Origin of the sequence: Flaviramulus aquimarinus, from assembly GCF_039543205.1 — a bacterium.
In the GTDB taxonomy this organism is placed as follows: domain Bacteria; phylum Bacteroidota; class Bacteroidia; order Flavobacteriales; family Flavobacteriaceae; genus Flaviramulus_B; species Flaviramulus_B aquimarinus.
The window spans coordinates 1066972-1084693 of the sequence record NZ_BAABJH010000001.1; the positions used below are offsets into that span (position 1 = coordinate 1066972).

Annotated in this window: 8 protein-coding genes; 1 reads left to right on the forward strand and 7 read right to left on the reverse strand. The window is 33.9% G+C overall.

Annotation, left to right across the window (positions count from 1 at the left end; translation table 11 throughout):
• Positions 1 to 2: 2 nt before the first annotated feature.
• From ABD941_RS04960 to ABD941_RS04985, 6 genes are all read right to left on the reverse strand, one after another.
• Positions 3 to 1472: a glucoamylase family protein gene (locus ABD941_RS04960; RefSeq protein ID WP_345272924.1), complete on the reverse strand. Its 1470-nt coding sequence runs from the start codon at positions 1470 to 1472 to the stop codon at positions 3 to 5.
• 129 nt (positions 1473 to 1601) lie between these two features.
• Positions 1602 to 2819: a T9SS type A sorting domain-containing protein gene (locus ABD941_RS04965; RefSeq protein ID WP_345272925.1), complete on the reverse strand. Its 1218-nt coding sequence runs from the start codon at positions 2817 to 2819 to the stop codon at positions 1602 to 1604.
• Between the two features lie 410 nt (positions 2820 to 3229).
• On the reverse strand, positions 3230 to 4465 hold the full coding sequence (locus tag ABD941_RS04970) for a hypothetical protein (RefSeq protein WP_345272926.1): 1236 nt from the start codon (positions 4463 to 4465) through the stop codon (positions 3230 to 3232).
• Positions 4466 to 4582: 117 nt separating this feature from the next.
• Complete coding sequence (locus tag ABD941_RS04975; RefSeq protein WP_345272927.1) at positions 4583 to 6325, reverse strand: RagB/SusD family nutrient uptake outer membrane protein; 1743 nt, start codon at positions 6323 to 6325, stop codon at positions 4583 to 4585.
• 10 nt (positions 6326 to 6335) lie between these two features.
• Complete coding sequence (locus ABD941_RS04980; RefSeq protein ID WP_345272928.1) at positions 6336 to 9686, reverse strand: SusC/RagA family TonB-linked outer membrane protein; 3351 nt, start codon at positions 9684 to 9686, stop codon at positions 6336 to 6338.
• 101 nt (positions 9687 to 9787) lie between these two features.
• A complete protein-coding gene (locus tag ABD941_RS04985; RefSeq protein WP_345272929.1) occupies positions 9788 to 10948 on the reverse strand; it encodes a FecR family protein in 1161 nt (386 codons plus the stop codon).
• Between the two features lie 134 nt (positions 10949 to 11082).
• Between ABD941_RS04985 and ABD941_RS04990 the strand changes: the two genes are divergently transcribed.
• Positions 11083 to 11682 carry an RNA polymerase sigma factor gene (locus ABD941_RS04990; RefSeq protein WP_345272930.1) on the forward strand — a complete coding sequence of 200 codons (600 nt, stop codon included), beginning with the start codon at positions 11083 to 11085 and terminating at the stop codon, positions 11680 to 11682.
• Between the two features lie 107 nt (positions 11683 to 11789).
• Here the strand turns inward: ABD941_RS04990 and ABD941_RS04995 are convergent, their stop codons facing one another.
• Positions 11790 to 17720, reverse strand: coding sequence for a T9SS type A sorting domain-containing protein (locus ABD941_RS04995; RefSeq protein ID WP_345272931.1), 5931 nt, complete (start codon positions 17718 to 17720; stop codon positions 11790 to 11792).
• Positions 17721 to 17722 lie beyond the last annotated feature (2 nt).

Sequence of the window (17722 nt, forward strand, 5' to 3'; positions counted from 1 at the left end):
AATTAGTGTAATTTATTATAGTATTCTAATCCTGCTTTTTCAAAAGACACTTTATATTCTGGCGCTTTTTTTGACAACTCCCATAACATCCCTGAACGGTAATTTTCTATAGACAAGACATTAATAGGTTGAAAAAAAGCATCTGGTTTATTGGCTATTTTTCGATTATTTGTATTAACACTCATTACAAAACCATATTCATTATAAATACCTTCGTTTTTAAACTCATTATAAAGGGTACGCAAACACGTTATGGATTCTTTTGGCGCAAAAGGAATGGCACTAATTACTGAAGCTATGGAAATGGTTCCTTCGTCTACATCGTTTTCTGCTGGTAACCCTGTGACCATCCATTTTTCTGAAATTGGAGAATAGGTGTCATAAAAACCCCAAACATCTCCATATAAATAATTGTTTCCCGGATTGAGTTGTGCGTATTTAATTTGTGCTTTAATAACATTTTGAGTCCCTTCAAAGTAGTCCATATTATTGGCATTACAGATAGAGTCTCTATAGCCTTTTAAATCAAACCATATATGTGATTGTACCAAATAGCCTAATTTTGCTGTGGGATAATCTTTTAATTTTAAAACCTCCGGATTATTTACTTGAATACCTGTAAACTGTTTTGACGTTTTATAGTTATATTCTTTAGTGGAAAAATATCGATATCCATATTGTTGATCAATAAATAGCTTTGAAACATAATTATTGTAAGCGTCCTTGTTATGCTTCCAATGCTTAGAACTAAGCACCAATAATTGGATAAAAAAGGTTTCATCCATTTCACCAATAAGCTCTTTTCCATCAAACAATTCACCATCTTCTCCATTTTTAAACCATGTAAAACATTTACGGTCTTCTTTGTATGCAAAATTCCAATCTATACGATTACAAATATCATCACATAACTTTCTTATTTTATTTTCAGTAGGATTTTTTTTGTCAAAAAACTGTCTAACAATAAACTGTATGGATGTCGCAAAGAATGCTGTGCCAACTACGTCATAGGGTTGACCAAAATTGCCATATATTCTCCCTTTTATTTTTTCTCCTGATATTCTCCCAAAAGAGCGCGGAAAAATACCACGTACTGTTTTAGCATTTTGGTATTCTTTTAAATATTGTAATACGTCTTCTGCGCCTTTTTCTCTTGAAACCCACTTATTTTTAATGGCAACACAATAAAGATTAATGCGGTATCCATCATTTTCAACAACAGCAATTGAGTCCTTATTTAATAAGCAATTTTTAGTGTAATCATACTGTATACGTTCTAAAAACTGATCATCTGACAATCTATTTAACTGCTTAATATTTATGTTTAGGTATGCTTTATTTTCTAAAAAATCATGATTAAACAATGTACCTGTTTCTTTTAAAAACTCCTGATTCTTACAACATACAATAAAGCATATTACCGAAGAAAGTGTTACGGTAATTAATTTCATATTAACATTATATAGTTTCATTGTTATGGCTTAAAGCTATTTTTATAGAGGTTAATTTGACGTTAGCGTATTTGTCTAGTTAAGGAATGTTGAGAATCAAAAGAAAAGCTCATTATTCTTAATGAGCTTTTCTTAAACTAAAACTAAGGATTACTGAAAGAACAATTTTTTAATACTTGCTGTGTTTTCATTTTCTATTTGTAAAATGTACACGCCACTTTTACTAATTGATTTTTCAGATATTTTGCCATTAATCCTTTCATTTAAAATTAACCTGCCCATTAAATCAAAAACCCTCAAAGAAGTATTGATTTGATCCTTTGTAAAATTAACTCGACCTGTTTTATCGAAAAATACGGTCTCAGAAAATATTTCAACAGAATTTGTGCTCAATGTTGAAGATTCACTAAAATAAATATTATCAACATAAGCTACCGATGAACTACCTCCAGCTGGCATTAAGATGACTTTATTTATTTGATTACCCACATGAGACGTTAGATCTATACTATACTCTACCCAGCCTGTAAGTGAACCAGATTCGTAAGTAACATTGTCTCCCCATTGCCAAGCACCTGGATTACTAGTATACTCAAATTGTATCTGACCTGGTCCTGCTCCATTAGGGTTGTAAACAGAAAAATAAAGCTTATCTCCAGCAACTGGTGTATAAGTAGGGAAAAATTGCAACTTTTGCCAAGAACCGGCATCACCATTATTAGCACAGGTTGCACTTGAATTCACAGCATCAGAAACTGGATTTGAAACTTCCGAACCATTGCCGTCAAAAAATATACCTGAAGCTACTGCATCATTATATACTATTGGTGATTCAGGAACAGGAATCACAGATACAGTACCAAAATAAATGTTATCGACATAAGCGGCTGATGCACTAGCTCCAGCTGGCATTACAATAACTTTATTTATTTCATTACCTGCATGAGAAGTAAGATCTATAGTATATTCTACCCACCCAGTAAGTGAATCAGATCCATATTCAAGATTGCCACCCCATTGCCAAGCACCTGGGTTACTAGTATACTCAAATTGTACCTGACCTGGTCCTGCACCATTAGGATTATAAACAGAAATAAAGAGTAAATCTCCAGCAACTGGGGTATAAGTAGGGAAGAACTGCATTTTTTGCCAAGAACCAGCATTACCAGAATTAGCACAAGTTGTACTTGAATTTATAGCATCAGAAACTGGATTTGAAACTTCCGAACCATTGCCATCAAAAAATATACCTGAATCTGTTACATCATCATATACATAGGTTTGGGCTTTTGCGTTAAAGCTAAATAAAAGCAATAAAGCTATTGCCGCTGTAATTAATGCGTTTCTAAATGTAGTTTTTGTTTTCATAATTAATTAATTTAAAGATTAGTAATTAGGAAAGGCAATCAAAAGTTTAAGTTTAAATTAACCACCTATTCTCCTTTTTAAAATTTTCTTTAGCCTAACACATAAAGCATCGGGGCTAAAATGAATGTATAGTATATTGTTTTTTATTTATCATATATACCACAAAACCTATTTTATTTTACTGATTTACAGTATATTACAAAATATTTGTTGTTTTATTTTAAAAAATAAACCCCTTGTCATTTAATGGATACCCATTATGATTATTATAATTTTACCTTATTAAAAGGCTTGTTTTTAAAAGTTATTGATTATTTAAAATCCTGAGAATTCTGCATTATTAATTGATTTTTTTAATTTTTATATAATTATTTATACTCAACCTTAAAACGTTAGTTAAGAATATGGCTTTACGGCAACACAGACCGAGGACCAAAATAAATATTGTCAACATAAACTATTGATGAACTATTACCAGCTGGTATAAAAATAATTTTGTTTATCTCATTACCTAGATGGCTTGACATATCTAGACTATATTCTACCCAGCTAGTAAGCGCATCGACATCATATTCTAAATTACCACCCCATTGCCAAACTCCAGGATCACTTGTATACTCAAATTGTATTTGACCTGGACCAACATTATCAGGATTATTTATAGAAAAGAAAATCTTATCTTCATTCACAGGAGTATATATTGGGAAAAATTGTATTTGACTCCAAGTCGAGGGACCCGATGCTGCGCATTTTTCACTATTATTAATACAATCTGAATTGGGATTAGCTACTTCAGAACCGTCTCCAAAAAAGATACTTGAAGCTATTTCTTCATCATATACTGCTAATGATGGTTCAGGTGATGGAATCACAGATTCCTTACCAAAATAAATATTATCTGCATAGATTATTGATGAACTGCTCCCTGCAGGCATGAAAATAATCTTGTTTATCTCATTATCTAAATGGCTTGACATGTCCAGACTATACTCGACCCAGCCAGTAACCGCATCGATGTTATATTCTAAATTACCACCCCATTGCCAAACTCCAGGATCACTTGTATATTCAAATTGTATTTGACCTGGACCAACATTATCAGGATTATATATAGAAAAGAAAATCTTGTCGCAACTTTCAGGAATATAGGTAGGGAAATATTGTATTTGACTCCAATTTGATGGACCTGAGGCAACACAATTTTCACTATTGTTAACGCTATCTGGATTAGGGTTAGCCAATTCAGAACCATCCGCTAAAAAAAGCCCCGAAGATATTGTTTCATTGTACACATAAGTTTGGTCTCCAATAACAACCACATCAGTAATGACCTCTACAAGAATCTCTTTAGTTTCTGTGATACCATCCGAAAATGTATTCTCAATTGTACAAGTAACAAATCCCAGATCAGAAAAACTAACTTCAACTTCTTGTTCTGAAGAAGTTGATGGTATTCCTCCAGGAAACGTCCATAACCTTGAAACTACTCCGGTAGAGTAATCTGTAAAAACAGCAGATTCTTCTATATTAACCTGTTCACTACTCACATCGGAATCAAAGACAATTTCATCAGGGTAAGTATGTGTTTCTTCACACCCCAATAAAACTGTCAATACAAGGGTTATTGTTAAAATTTTTGTTTTCATTTTTATATTTTTTGTTTTCATTTTTGAAAATGATTGGATTGTTTTTCTAAATTCAAAGCAATAGCAAGTTCAAGTGAGCTAAAGTTATTAGTACTACTATCTACAATTCACATCTGCCTAATAATCAGGGTTTTGTTCAAGGTTACTTTTTTGAATCTCTTCTATAGGGATTGGCCATAAATAATGGTTTTGAGGAAAACTTCTATTACCTATCCCATCTTCGAAATAAAAATATCTATAGGACTTTGAAGCATCCAACGGGTTTCTAATTATTTCGACTCCTACAATATCTTTAGCAAAATCAACTTCGGCATCCAGCCATCTTCGTGCATCGTACCATCTATTACTCTCGAATGCGAGTTCAATTTTTCTTTCATGTTTAATTTTTCGTAATAAATCTCCTGAGGCATCAATTGGTGGCATATTTACGTCCTGTCTACTTCTAACCTTATTAACATATTCTACAGCTACAGGGAGATTATTTAAATGATATTGTGCTTCAGCATAGGTTAGATAAAATTCAGCTAATCTCATATATATCCATGGTTGATTACTCCCTGTACCAGAATCTAATGACCAGCTTTCGTCTAATGACTTTCTGATACCATATCCTAAACGGCTACCATTCCACCAAAAATCCACATCTGTATTCCTACTATCTTTACCACCATCCCAAAACTCAAGTTCTCTTCCTTTAAATTGGTTACCATCATGTAAGACAGAATATCCTAGTCTAGGGTCTCTGTTGGCATAAGGTTGATTTGGATTATAATCAAAAGCTTCTGGATTAATAATTGGGGTCAAGTTGCTTGAGTTACCTGAATAACCTAATACAGGAATCACTCCCGAAAAAGTCATCTCATATTGGTCTATAAATTCTTGCCTTGGATTTTCACTTATCCAACCACCATCACCATTCGGAAAACGCCATTCATCAATGCTATGCCCACCTCTATAATGGAAATAGAAATCAGATACTTCATCGACAAGCTCAAACCCAAACTGATTAATAAACTGCTTGAAGAATATAACTTCAGGATTCATAGCACTTAAAAACAATCCCTGATAGTCTGCAGATAAATTATACTGACCTAAATCAAATAATTCTTCGCATGCGTCTGAAACATGTTGCCATTTTGTTTGATCATTAGTTTCATTAAAAAGTGGACTTGCATTAAATAGCAAAGCTCTTATTTTTAAACCCATAGCAGCTCCTTTGGTAATTCTTCCAAATTCCAATTCTACGGCTTCATCTTTATTTGACAAACCCTCAATTGCCATGTTCAATTCTTCAACAATGAATTGTACACATTCTTCAAATGAAGATCTTTGAATATCAAAACTAGAGCCTAACTCAAATGTGCTTTTTACCAATGGAACACCTCCATATCTAGCAATAAGTTCTGTATAAAAGTAAGCTCTCAGAAATCTTATTTCGGCTGTAAGTTGTTTTATCCGGTCTTCAGTTCCTTCTTCTGAAAAGTTTGAAATATTCTCTAGAAAAATATTATTATTTCTAATTGCTCTATATGCATCCAACCAAAACCCATTAAAATAATACATATTTAAAGATCCAGATGTAAGACCGCCTTGGGTATACTTGTCTAAAAATCTTGCTTCATGCATATGGTAACTTTCATCAGTAATACCTGTCATGCGCAAACCCCCTGCCCATTGAGGAAAACCGTGAGGTAATTCATTATATCTATCGTTCACATAAAGCTCTATCAAATTTAAATCTTGCCATACGTCTGCTTCAGAAACAGCATCTTGTGGTTTTAAATCTAAAAAATCATCATTGCAACCAGAAATAGAGAATACAGTTATAGTTACAATTAGTATTTGTGTTATCTTTTTCATTTAGTCTATATTAAAATGTTACATTGAGTCCAGTAGTCAATAACCTTTGCTGAGGATAAAACCATCCTGTTGAGGAATTACTTTCAGGGTCATTTATTTTAACGTTATCGTCTATAATTAAAAGATTATGTCCGGTAACAAAAAGTCTTAAACTTTGTAAGCCAAGTTTACCTAAAATGTCTTTATTAAATGAATATGATAATTCAACATTTTTTAATCTTAAAAAAGCATTATTTCTTACCCAAACAGTAGACACTTCTCTAAAACTACTACTTGCGGTATCAAAAGCAGCAGGATAAATCGCATTAGGTGTTCTTGATTCAGATCGCCATCTATCTTCATAGAAAGCAGCTTGTTGATTTATATCGAAAGGTCTATAGATTGTTTGAGCCTGTCCTTGCCCTTGAAATAATGTACTTAAAGCAAATCCATTCCATTCTAAGCCCATAGTAATCCCATAAGTTATTTTTGGAGTAGGTGAGTTTTCTAAAATTATTTGATCTTGTTCATTTAATACACCATCTCCATTCTGGTCAACAATTCTAACATCTCCTATTTGAGCATCAGGAAAACTAACAGAATTATCAACTTCTTCTTGGTTTTGATAAATGCCATCGGCTTCATATAGCAAAATAAAATCTACTGGTCTACCTGTCCTACGCTGCCATACAGGCACATTAGGTGGTTCATCTATAAAATCAACTTCACTCTTAGCAAAAGTAAACTGCCCCCCTATAGAGTAGTTAACATTGTTTATTTGGTTTCTATGAGTAAACTGAGCTTCAATTCCTCTATTCGTTACTCTACCAATATTTTCATCAGGCAATGTTAATCCAGAATATACCGGTATAGATGCATTTCTTGGGGCTAAAATGTCTGAACGCTTTTCATAAAAGGCATCTATACTTCCTTCTAACAATCCTTTTTTCAACCTAATATCAAGTCCTAAATTAATTTTTTCAGAAGTTTCCCATGTTATATTTGGATTAGGGGTTGTATTAGGAGTTAATCCGTTTGTTCTTAAAGGGTTCTCACCAAACACATAGGAATTTCCAATGTTATATATTTGAAGGTACTGAAAATTATCAACCCTATCATTTCCCAATAAGCCCCAAGAACCTCTTAATTTTAATTCTTTTACCAGGTCACTTTTAAAGAAATTCTCCTTTGAAATTCTCCAACCAAGAGATAGGGCAGGAAAAAAACCGAAACGTTTTTCTTTTGGAAAATTTGCTGAACCATCATATCTCATAGTTATATCTATAAGATATTTTTCATCGTATCCATAATTAATTCTACCAAAGTAATTTTGCCTAGCTGATTGATAACCTCTTCCATCAATTTGTTGGTTGTCATCGGAACCACTAAATAAAAACGGAATCTCTTCTGATATTAAATTTTGACGTTGTGCACTAAAAAACTCACCTTCTTGTTCGTATTGTTCATAGGCTGCAAATGTGCTTATAGTATGTTTATCAAAAGTTCTGTCGTATCCAATTTTAAAATGAAATGTTTTATTGAGTTCTTCACTATACTGTTGAAACAAAGAAATGTTTCCTGTTTGAAACTTTAAATTGATAAATTCTCCTGTACTTTCATCAAATTCATATTGATCAAAGGGTTTCGACAAGTCTTTTCTGGTTGTTGTATAAAAATCTATCGCAGCATAGCCATGAGCATATAGTCCTTCAGTAATAAAGGGTAAATCCCAACGTAAGGCAAATCTAGAATCAAATTTTTTAGTTTTAGTTTCCTTACTTCCACTGTCACCGTTAACCAAACTTATTGGGTTACCTGTAGATGTTTTTCTAATAAGTCCATTTTCGAAATAAGGAAACTCATAAGGTGCCTGTACAAATATTTGTCTTATTAAACCATCTGTATCTAAGGTTGGACTATTATTATCTCCTATACGGCCAGCCAAATCAAATTCTAATTTTAAGTTTTCAGATAACTGCGTATCAATATTGGAGCGTATATTGTATTGCTTGTACCCATAAGCATCACCTTTGTATATGGCATCCTGATCAAGATACTGAGCAGATAGATGAAACTGTGTTTTGTCTCCACCTCCACTAACACTCAAAGAATGTTGCAGCTGTGGCACCCATTTATCAGTTACAACGTCCCACCAATCTGTATCTCCCCAAACTGAACTGTCAATTGAGCCATCTCTGTATTGCCTAATGATATCCTGAAACTCATTAGGCCTTCCATTTCTTGTGTTAACCTCATCAATCCATGTTAAATATTGTTGTGCGTTCATTAGAAAAGGGCGTCTTGTGGGTTGAGCAACCGAATAGTTTTGATTATAATTAAATCTGGTTTTTCCTTTTTTTCCACGTTTTGTCGTAACCAGTATTACACCATTAGCAGCTTGTGCACCATATATAGCTGCTGAGGCATCTTTAAGTACAGAAATACTTTCAATATCTTCTGGATTAAGTCTTTCAAAACTTCCTCTATTTGGAATTCCATCAATTACATATAAGGGATCTGTATTTCCTGTTGTACCAATACCTCTTATTCGTATACTAACGTTATCTCTTCCTGGCTCACCTCCTCTAGAATTAATGACAAGCCCTGGAATTCTTCCAATGAGGTTATTTGCTAAATTTGCAGTTTTAGATTCTTGTATTTCTTCAGTTTTAATAACCGCTACTGCCCCGGTTACAGTCACTTTTTTCTGAGCTCCATAACCTATTACAACAATTTCATCAAGTGTAGCTGCATCTTCTTTCAATTGAATATTTACTGTAGTTTGACCGCTTATTGAAACCTCTTTAGTTTGATACCCTAAATAAGATATAACTAGAATTGTTCTTTGGTTCTCTATTTTTAGAGAAAAATTTCCATCAAAATCTGACTGCGTACCATTACTCGTTCCTTTTTCAATTATGTTAGCTCCTGGTAATGGCTCTAAATTTTCATCAGTTACAATACCTGATATTTGAACCCCTTGGTTGTCTTTATCTTTTGGATTTCCTTTAATACCTTTTTTCTCTACTATTACTATAGTGTTATTGTCAGATAATTTAAAATTTAGCTTATTACTATAAAGACTCTTCCTAAGTAAATCTGCAATTTTAATCTCTCCCTTTTTTAATTGAACTTTTGGCGTATTTAAAAACAAATCTTGCGGGTACAAAAAACGATACTTTGTTTGTTGCTGAATAATATTAAAAACCTCATCAACCGACACCTCTTTATCAGCCTCTATCATTACTTTTTCCTGTGAAAAAGAGTTTTCTGGAGAAAGACTAAACACAACTGTACATAACAAGAATATAAACGTTTTCATAATTGTTAATAGTATTTGTTTTCTAGTAGGAGAACAAATCTCAATTAATTTAATTTTCATAAATTTACTTTGTATTAATTAGACTTTAGTTTAGTTATTACCTTCTAGAGGGACGAAGTTGATGCACCGCTAAATGTTTAACTTCGATCCCTTTATTGTTTTTATTTGACTACTACTTTTCTATTTTTCAATTCATATTCTTTTATCACACCAAAACTTTTAATAATTTCAAGAATATCTTCTATACTTTGATCTTTTCCTAACACACCATTAAACCCTGCTTTTTTTAGTTCTGGATTTTCAAAACTTACATCTATATCGTACCATCTAGATAACACCTTCATGATATCTTCCAAAGATTTTTTACGGAAACTAAAAACCCCTTCCTTCCATGAGATTTCATTATAAACATTTACGGATGCCACAGAAATCTGATTTTCTTCTATATTTAAATTAGATTGTTGACTAGGGTTTAAATATTGTTTCTTGTTATTATATCCAATTGAGACTTTACCTTCCACTAAGGTTGTATAAATATTAACTTCATCTTTATAAGCTTTAATATTAAACTCTGTACCTAATACTTCAACCTCTTGGGACCTGTTAACGACTTTAAATTTTGCGCCATTATGTTCTGAGCTCGGAGATACATCAAAATATGCTTCACCATACACCAATTCTACTTGTCGTAGCTCACCTTCAATAAAGTATGTTGGATATTTTAACTGCGAATCTGAATTTAACCAAACCTGTGTTCCATCTGAAAGTTTAACATAGAATTGCCCGCCTCTTGGTATGGTTAAAAAGTTATAAGCTGATTTAGTTTTTTGTGTATTAGCTTCGTAAATTATTTCTTCACCGTTGCTATTAGCATTTTGCGTTTTGAAAAAAGCCCCTTTTTCTAAAACTACCTGAGACCCATCTTCAAGTGTAAGTGTAGCTTTATCTGTTCCTGGTTCAATAATATTTACATTAACTATAGTAGGTTCATTAGGTTCAAGCTTATTTGTTTTTTTCCAAAAAAATGTAATTGTTAAAAACAGAATTACTGAGGCCGCTACAACATACTTATATATCGGTTGCCTTTTCAATTGAAACACTAAAGACTTTTCTTTTCTTATAGTTTTCAATAAATTTTCAACAACTACTTTGGCCTCTGGATCATTCATGCTATAGTTTATTACGTATTGCGTTTGAACAAAATCTTTAAAGACTTTCTTATTAGAAGGGTCTTCAATCCATTTAGAAAGTACATCTAAATCAGTTACTGTTGCCGAATTGGTTAAATATTTTATTATTAATTTTTCTATTTTTTTAGCCATTTTTATATGCAATCTTTATTATATATAACAAAACAAAAATCCAACACCCTTGCTTTTTTAATATTTTTTATAGCTTTCTATTATTATTTTATGATATTTACAGTCTGAATAATAAGAATTTCTAGTTTTTCATTATGTCTTTTTCATACATTGATAATACCGACCTTGTTGAACACCTAAAAAAAGGTAATGAAAGCGCTTATACCTATTTGGTAAACTCAAACTATAGACTTCTTTTTAATTATGCATTGAGCTTAACCAACGATACTGCCATGGCTCAAGACATTGTTCAAGAGGTATTTTTATATGTTTGGAAAAACAGAAAAAACCTTAACAAAAATCTATCCCTAAAAAACTATTTATATAAAATTACTTATAATAAATTCATTAATCAGTATCATAAAAAAAGAGCCGTTTCAACACTTGAACGCGCTTATATAGAAGCTCTTAATGAAACAATAGATGACGACAACAAAGAGCTATTGGAACGTAAAGCATCTATTATAGAAGAGGGCATCACCAACTTACCAAATAAATGTAGAGAAACTTTTTTGCTAAGTAAAAAAGAAGGCTTAACCAATATTGAGATTGCTGAATATTTGAACATTTCAATCAAAACTGTTGAAGGTCATATTACAAAAGCTTTTTCTATTTTACGCAAAACAGCAAAAGATAAAATAAATAATGTTTTGTTTTTGATATTTGGACACACGAATAGAATAAAATCAAATTAATACCTCTTTTAAATGTACATTATGACATCTCCTATATCTCAGATTCCACATTAAAAACAGACGGTCTGAAATATTATGACCGCCTGCTTTTGCTATTAACCACCTATCTATTCTACTACCAGTTTCATAATTTTTTGCAACTCTAATCCTTTAACTCCTATAAGGTATAGCCCACTACTTTTACAAACGGACCTGATGTTGTTTGTTAATTGTACTTCGTTTATCCCTTCATTTAAATTCAACTTCTTATCTAAAACAACCTCTCCTAATAAATTAACAATCATAACTTGATAACTGCCAGATTTATTAACTGAAAACCATAAATTAAGTTCATCTGATACCGGATTAGGGTATAATTTTACAGCACTATTAACTAAGGCATTATCATTCTCTGTTGTTTCTAAGTCCTCCTTTTTAGGTTTTATAGATTTACCACTATCAGAACAAACTTCATCTGCAAAATTATTGAGCATTTCAAAAACAGATTCACTAGCATTGTAATCACCTAAGTACAAACTACTAATCGTTTCATCATTTAGCTGATCAATGGCCAAAGCCATAGGCCCTATATTCAATTCAATCTGTTTCCAGCTAGGTATAGGTGCAAGCCCCTTAAGGTTTGTTAACTGAACATTATCTGGTAAGCCCAAGTATTGGTTATAAAAGCCTAAATTAACATATTCACGAAGGGCTTCAACGGCATTGTTTTTGGTAAATGGTAAAGCCAAGGCTGCTCCATAGGGTGCAGGAGCCACCTGAATAACCTCTTCATCGTCATCTGTAAGATGTTTATTAGATCCCTGATTACTTACATAGCGGTTATGGTCAATCCAACCATCATCATAGATCTCATTAACACAACTTACTGCAGTAAAGCCCATATATGGTTTACCAAATAGTGTCATAGCTGTATTATAATCATGTGTATAAGCCTTTATGCTATTATCATTGTAAATCGATTTTCCATTAAAAGCATCATCATCATCATTACCGGCCCACAATTGATACCAATTGTAGGTAAAACCAGCTCCAAACCAACTTGGGAAAAAGCAGTCCTTTTTTGTTCGTTCTATAAATTGTAAGTCGTCCTCAAAAACATAATCAGATACATTACTTCCCTCTTCATAAAACTCATACATGGCGGCCAAGGCTTCTCCATAAACCAGTTCGGTTTCCTCGGAGAAGGCTAGTCCCCAAAAATTACCGTTATTTGGGTCTCCAGTTTTAGGATCGCAATCCATACTCAATCTATAATCAGTAATATGGTGCTTTGTTGGGTCAGAGTAACTAAAAACCATAAACTTTCCCCACTTGGTATCACCAAGTAATGCATCAACATTATTTTTTATAGTTGTATTTACTGTTTTATATTTTTGGCGAGCCACGCGTAATGCTGCTGTACAAATAGCCCAGTCAATGGTACTCACCTCACCATAACCTTCACCAAAAACAGAACCGCCGTTATAATCTTTATTCAAGTAGTGCCATGGTACTCCATGCCATCCATCTTCTCCGTCATTAGGATTTAGGTTGGCCAACCATGTGGTCATTTTCTGTACTCTATCTTGAGCAACGAAATCTGTAATCATACCTTTTTCTGCTGCCAAAATGGTGGCCGCGATACCAAAGCCAATACCACTGGGTGTTACTTTATCAACATCTGTAGCAGATTCTAATACAACAGCTCCTATATTACCTTTAACATTTACTTCTCTGTAGTTCCAAAGAAAATAGCGAATAGCTGTTCGTTGTAACCAATCTAAAAATTCCTCATCGTCGGTCTCAGCGGTAACACCATTTCTATCACTATCATAATCCGCTAATGTCCAGGCGGTGCTGCTACCGTTTTCCAGATAAACATCATCCAAATAGAACTCTGCTGTAGCCCCCGGGCTTAATTTTATTTGAATTACAAAATATTTGAGATCATCATAAGTGTAGCCTTCTGCAGGTTTAAAAATACGTGTTTGCCAATTATCATCATCATCATTTGGAGGCGAAATTTTGGTGCTTGGTATATTAATATCATCCTTATTCTTGGCCAAATATTTAATAACTGGTGATTCTTTATAAATACGATTAAGTCTTATACCTGTTATGGTTGAACTAATTTCATTAGGGATATTTTCTCCATCATTTAAGGTTCCATAAAGACTAATTTTTATATTTATAACTTCATTTCCTCCCGGATTATTATTTTTCGCAAGGATTTTTAAATACCTGTCAAACCCATTATGGACTATATTACTGGATACGTGCACATTATTATTATGACTTATTAGGTACTCGGTATTGAACTCGGTGGTGCCGTATTCAGCCGAATCAAATGTTAATATGGGTATGCCTGAAAGCCGATTTACATTTGTATCCAAATATTCAATAGTTTGAGCATCTATATATATATCCTCAGGGTATACCGAATTGTCGAAACCATATTTATCACTTTGATACCCCGGATTTTTGTTGTACAAAACAATTTTTTCGTGGTCAGCTTTATTAAATAGTACCATACGTCCGTTTTTAAGGTCATGGTACATCTTTATTTTGTTTTTTATATCGTCTGTTAAATGACTGTTCATTTCATTTTCTTCGGGAGTTGAAGCATAAGATCCATACCCTGCAGAACTTACAAGATAATCGGATGCATTGGTTACATTTTCTATATCTACATAAGCATTCCCCGAAAACACCCCTTTGCCGTTATTAAAGAAATCATGGAGATCCATAGAGGTTTTAATCCATCTGTTAAACTTATCGCCATGTGTTGGCGTGGGAGCAATCCAAGGATGCCAGCGTAAAAATCCAAGCTCTGACTGTGTTTCTTCCGTAGATATAAATAATTTATTCATTAATGTGTAATAAGCTACACTGGTATTATCATTTTCAACACTGTCTTTGTCTATATCTTCCTTTGGAAAATAGTTGCTCGATGTATGTCGTAACCAACTGTTTCCCCAGTTTGTTGGCCAATGATCTTCTGGTATAAATGCATTTATAAAATTGTTTACAAATTCTGGATTGTCAATAAAGGTTTCTACACCTTCATTATCTACTGTATACCATGCATATTGATCATTAAAATCGTTTTGATCCCCAAAACGGTGTTGATAATTGGTTGCACGAGGCCCAGAGCCATAAGCATATTCACTTAAAATATAGTCTACATCTGCTACCAAAAAATTATCTAAATCATCTTCACCAATATTAAAAGTTTCCAAGATGGCTTTTTCATCAGGATCAAGTTTTCTAATTTTAAAGCTCCCACGCTTTATATGCTCATTAAACTTTGTGGCATCATTAGCATTAGCTGGCAAATCGGTTACCTTTATCTTAAGTGTAGCTGGACTAACTGTTTCAAGATTAAAAAAATCAGTAAAATTAGCCCTTAGTTCGTAATCACCTATATCATCAAATTGGTATTCGTAATGTCTTGTAGTTTGTTCTTCTATAAATGCTATGTTACCATTTTCTATTTTATACAGTTTATATGTTAGGTTCTTTGCAATGGTATCAACTGGCATACGCCTTGCCAATTCGCGCCAACTTAAATAGGGATCTTGCCCAATATCCCAAAAGGATTCCATTTTACGCCCTGCATCCATACACGAAAACTTTGCTTTTTCGCCTTGCCGTAATACATATTCTCTTATATATGGTTTTATATAAGCCGAGCCGTATTGTTCGGTAAAACCACGACCTGTATCTTGATTCCTACGCAATTCATTTTGTGTTTCTAAGGGCCGTTCGCCCTGTCCCTCGTTTAATTCAACCAAATCGTCCACAAATTTATCATAACCAAAAGCAGAATAACAATTTGGATTAAAAGTAGAATACCATGATTTGTCTTCACAAGGGGCTACTATCCCTGTAGGTAATAATGATTCATCGCTATAAGGATATGGATTACCCCCTGGAATAGTTAGTGAAGTTACAGGGTCCATAATCATAGGCGCTCTACCTGCTATGGGGACTTCGCCATAACCCGCATCATAATACGCCACAAAAAATGAGGCTCCTGAATACACCTTAAAAGTAGCAGACAAGGTTTTATTTACACTATTATACTCGAGTGGTTCATATCCTTCGCCTCCACCAAATTTAAAGGATTTGGTTACAATGGGAGTTCCTTTACCATCCTGACCTTCTAATAATTTGATGATATAATTAAATTTATCTTCATCTTTTACTCCTGTTAATATATAGGTAGATTCATTACCAAAACCTAAAGGGTATTGTGTTCCTTTTAAAGAGCCATAAAATCCACTATCCGTATCCTGTGGACTTGTTGTTTCCAGTCTAAATGATATGGTTTGGTCTCCAGCTGAAATTGTTACCTCTCCTGGGTGTGTATTATTTCCTTCACTGTTTTTCGCATTAAACCACATGCCGTTTTCATAAGCTAATGGCATGGTATCATCCGGAGCTCTGGATACGGGCATTTCTAGTCCATCGCTCACAGTAAAAAAAGTGTTGTAGTCTTCAATTTCATAACCATTATAATAATAATCTTCATCGTATGTTTCCGGGGCCTTTACCTTTTGATAAGCGGTAACTAGATCATTCAGTATAACGCCTCTTGACGGGTAGCCCCTACTGTCCCATTCTATTGGATAGGTATTACCCCAATCATCTGTTTCACTTGGCCACATGTGTTGCCAATTATCTTTTTTATTATTGTCTGTGAACGTTTTTATACTTGTAATGCCTTCTCCAGACCAATCTTCATTTTTGCTGTTTTTTTCTTTAGAACCTATATAGAGATATTCATCATTATCAAATGCCGACAAATAAGAGGCACTCCCTGAATAATTAAAATCGTTATTATTTTGTTCCCAATAGTTGAGCATCTCTTTTGCCCACCCTATGGATTGGCTCTCCCGCTGTATCCAAGTATTACTCCCTTTTTGAAACGTCTTTGTTTTAGGGTAATAGACATCTTGTTTATATACTGTTTTAGTTGGATCTGTTCGTCGTTGTGCTATCCAGCTCCATTTATATTGAGGTTCGTCTTCGTCTAAAAAGTCATTTGATTTAGACTGGAAATTGTCTGGGTAACTATTAATCATCCGGTAATGTGTTTGGGCTATAAAGGGATCCCAAGGCTCTACTTGATTAGGCTCATAATCGGGTGTGCACATAAACCTACGCTGCGCCATGGCCGCACTCAGCCATATTTTGGGTAAGCCCTTAAAAATGGGACGTTTCCCTCTATCCGCAATGGAAAACACCACGCTGTCTCCAATTTTGGCTGAAATTTTATCTGCCAGGCCGTAAATGCCATCTTCATTATCGCCTCCATCAGAGCTAAAAGCATATTCTTCTATTGAAGCATCCTTTTTAAACACCTTGACATTAAGCCTTAGGCTATTTTTTTCCAGAAGCTCTTTGGGAGTAAAGGTGCCTACACCCGGAATCTTTACTTCTTTAAAAGTGGCATTTCTCACATTAAATTCAATAATTACAGGGTATTCCGGAATATGGGTTTGCATACCTTCACCGCCCACATTCTTAATATAAGCCACGCCGGTATTTTTACCCCTTCTGAAAATATCTGAAGTATGGTTTTCGATTGCCAATAACCCTAGATATCCTGTTATCCAATCTGTGTAGACATAGTCTTCACTTTCCCCCGTACTGTAAACCCCATAGATTAAATTTCCCTTGTTACCGGGTTGGGCTTCATCCCAGTGAAATACCTGCACGCTCACCCCATTTGTTAGATTATTCTCTATAGGGTCCATCCTCAAGGGAGTGTAAGGAATTACAGAATAGATTCTCACTCTAGCCTTAATTCCCCCGTAATATTCTTCCAGATATTTTGGATTATCCCACCAATAATCTGACCAGTAGTAATTGATAGTACGCCAGTCAAAAATGTAATTTGGGTCGGTGGTAGTATTTGTATACAGGTCTCCAGAAACTTCTAGGGATCCATCATCGTGCCAGGTTACCGTTTGCCCAAGGACGAAGGTAAACCAAAGCAGGCAATAGCTGGTAAACATTATTTTTTTGTTGTATATATATAATCTTGATTTCATGA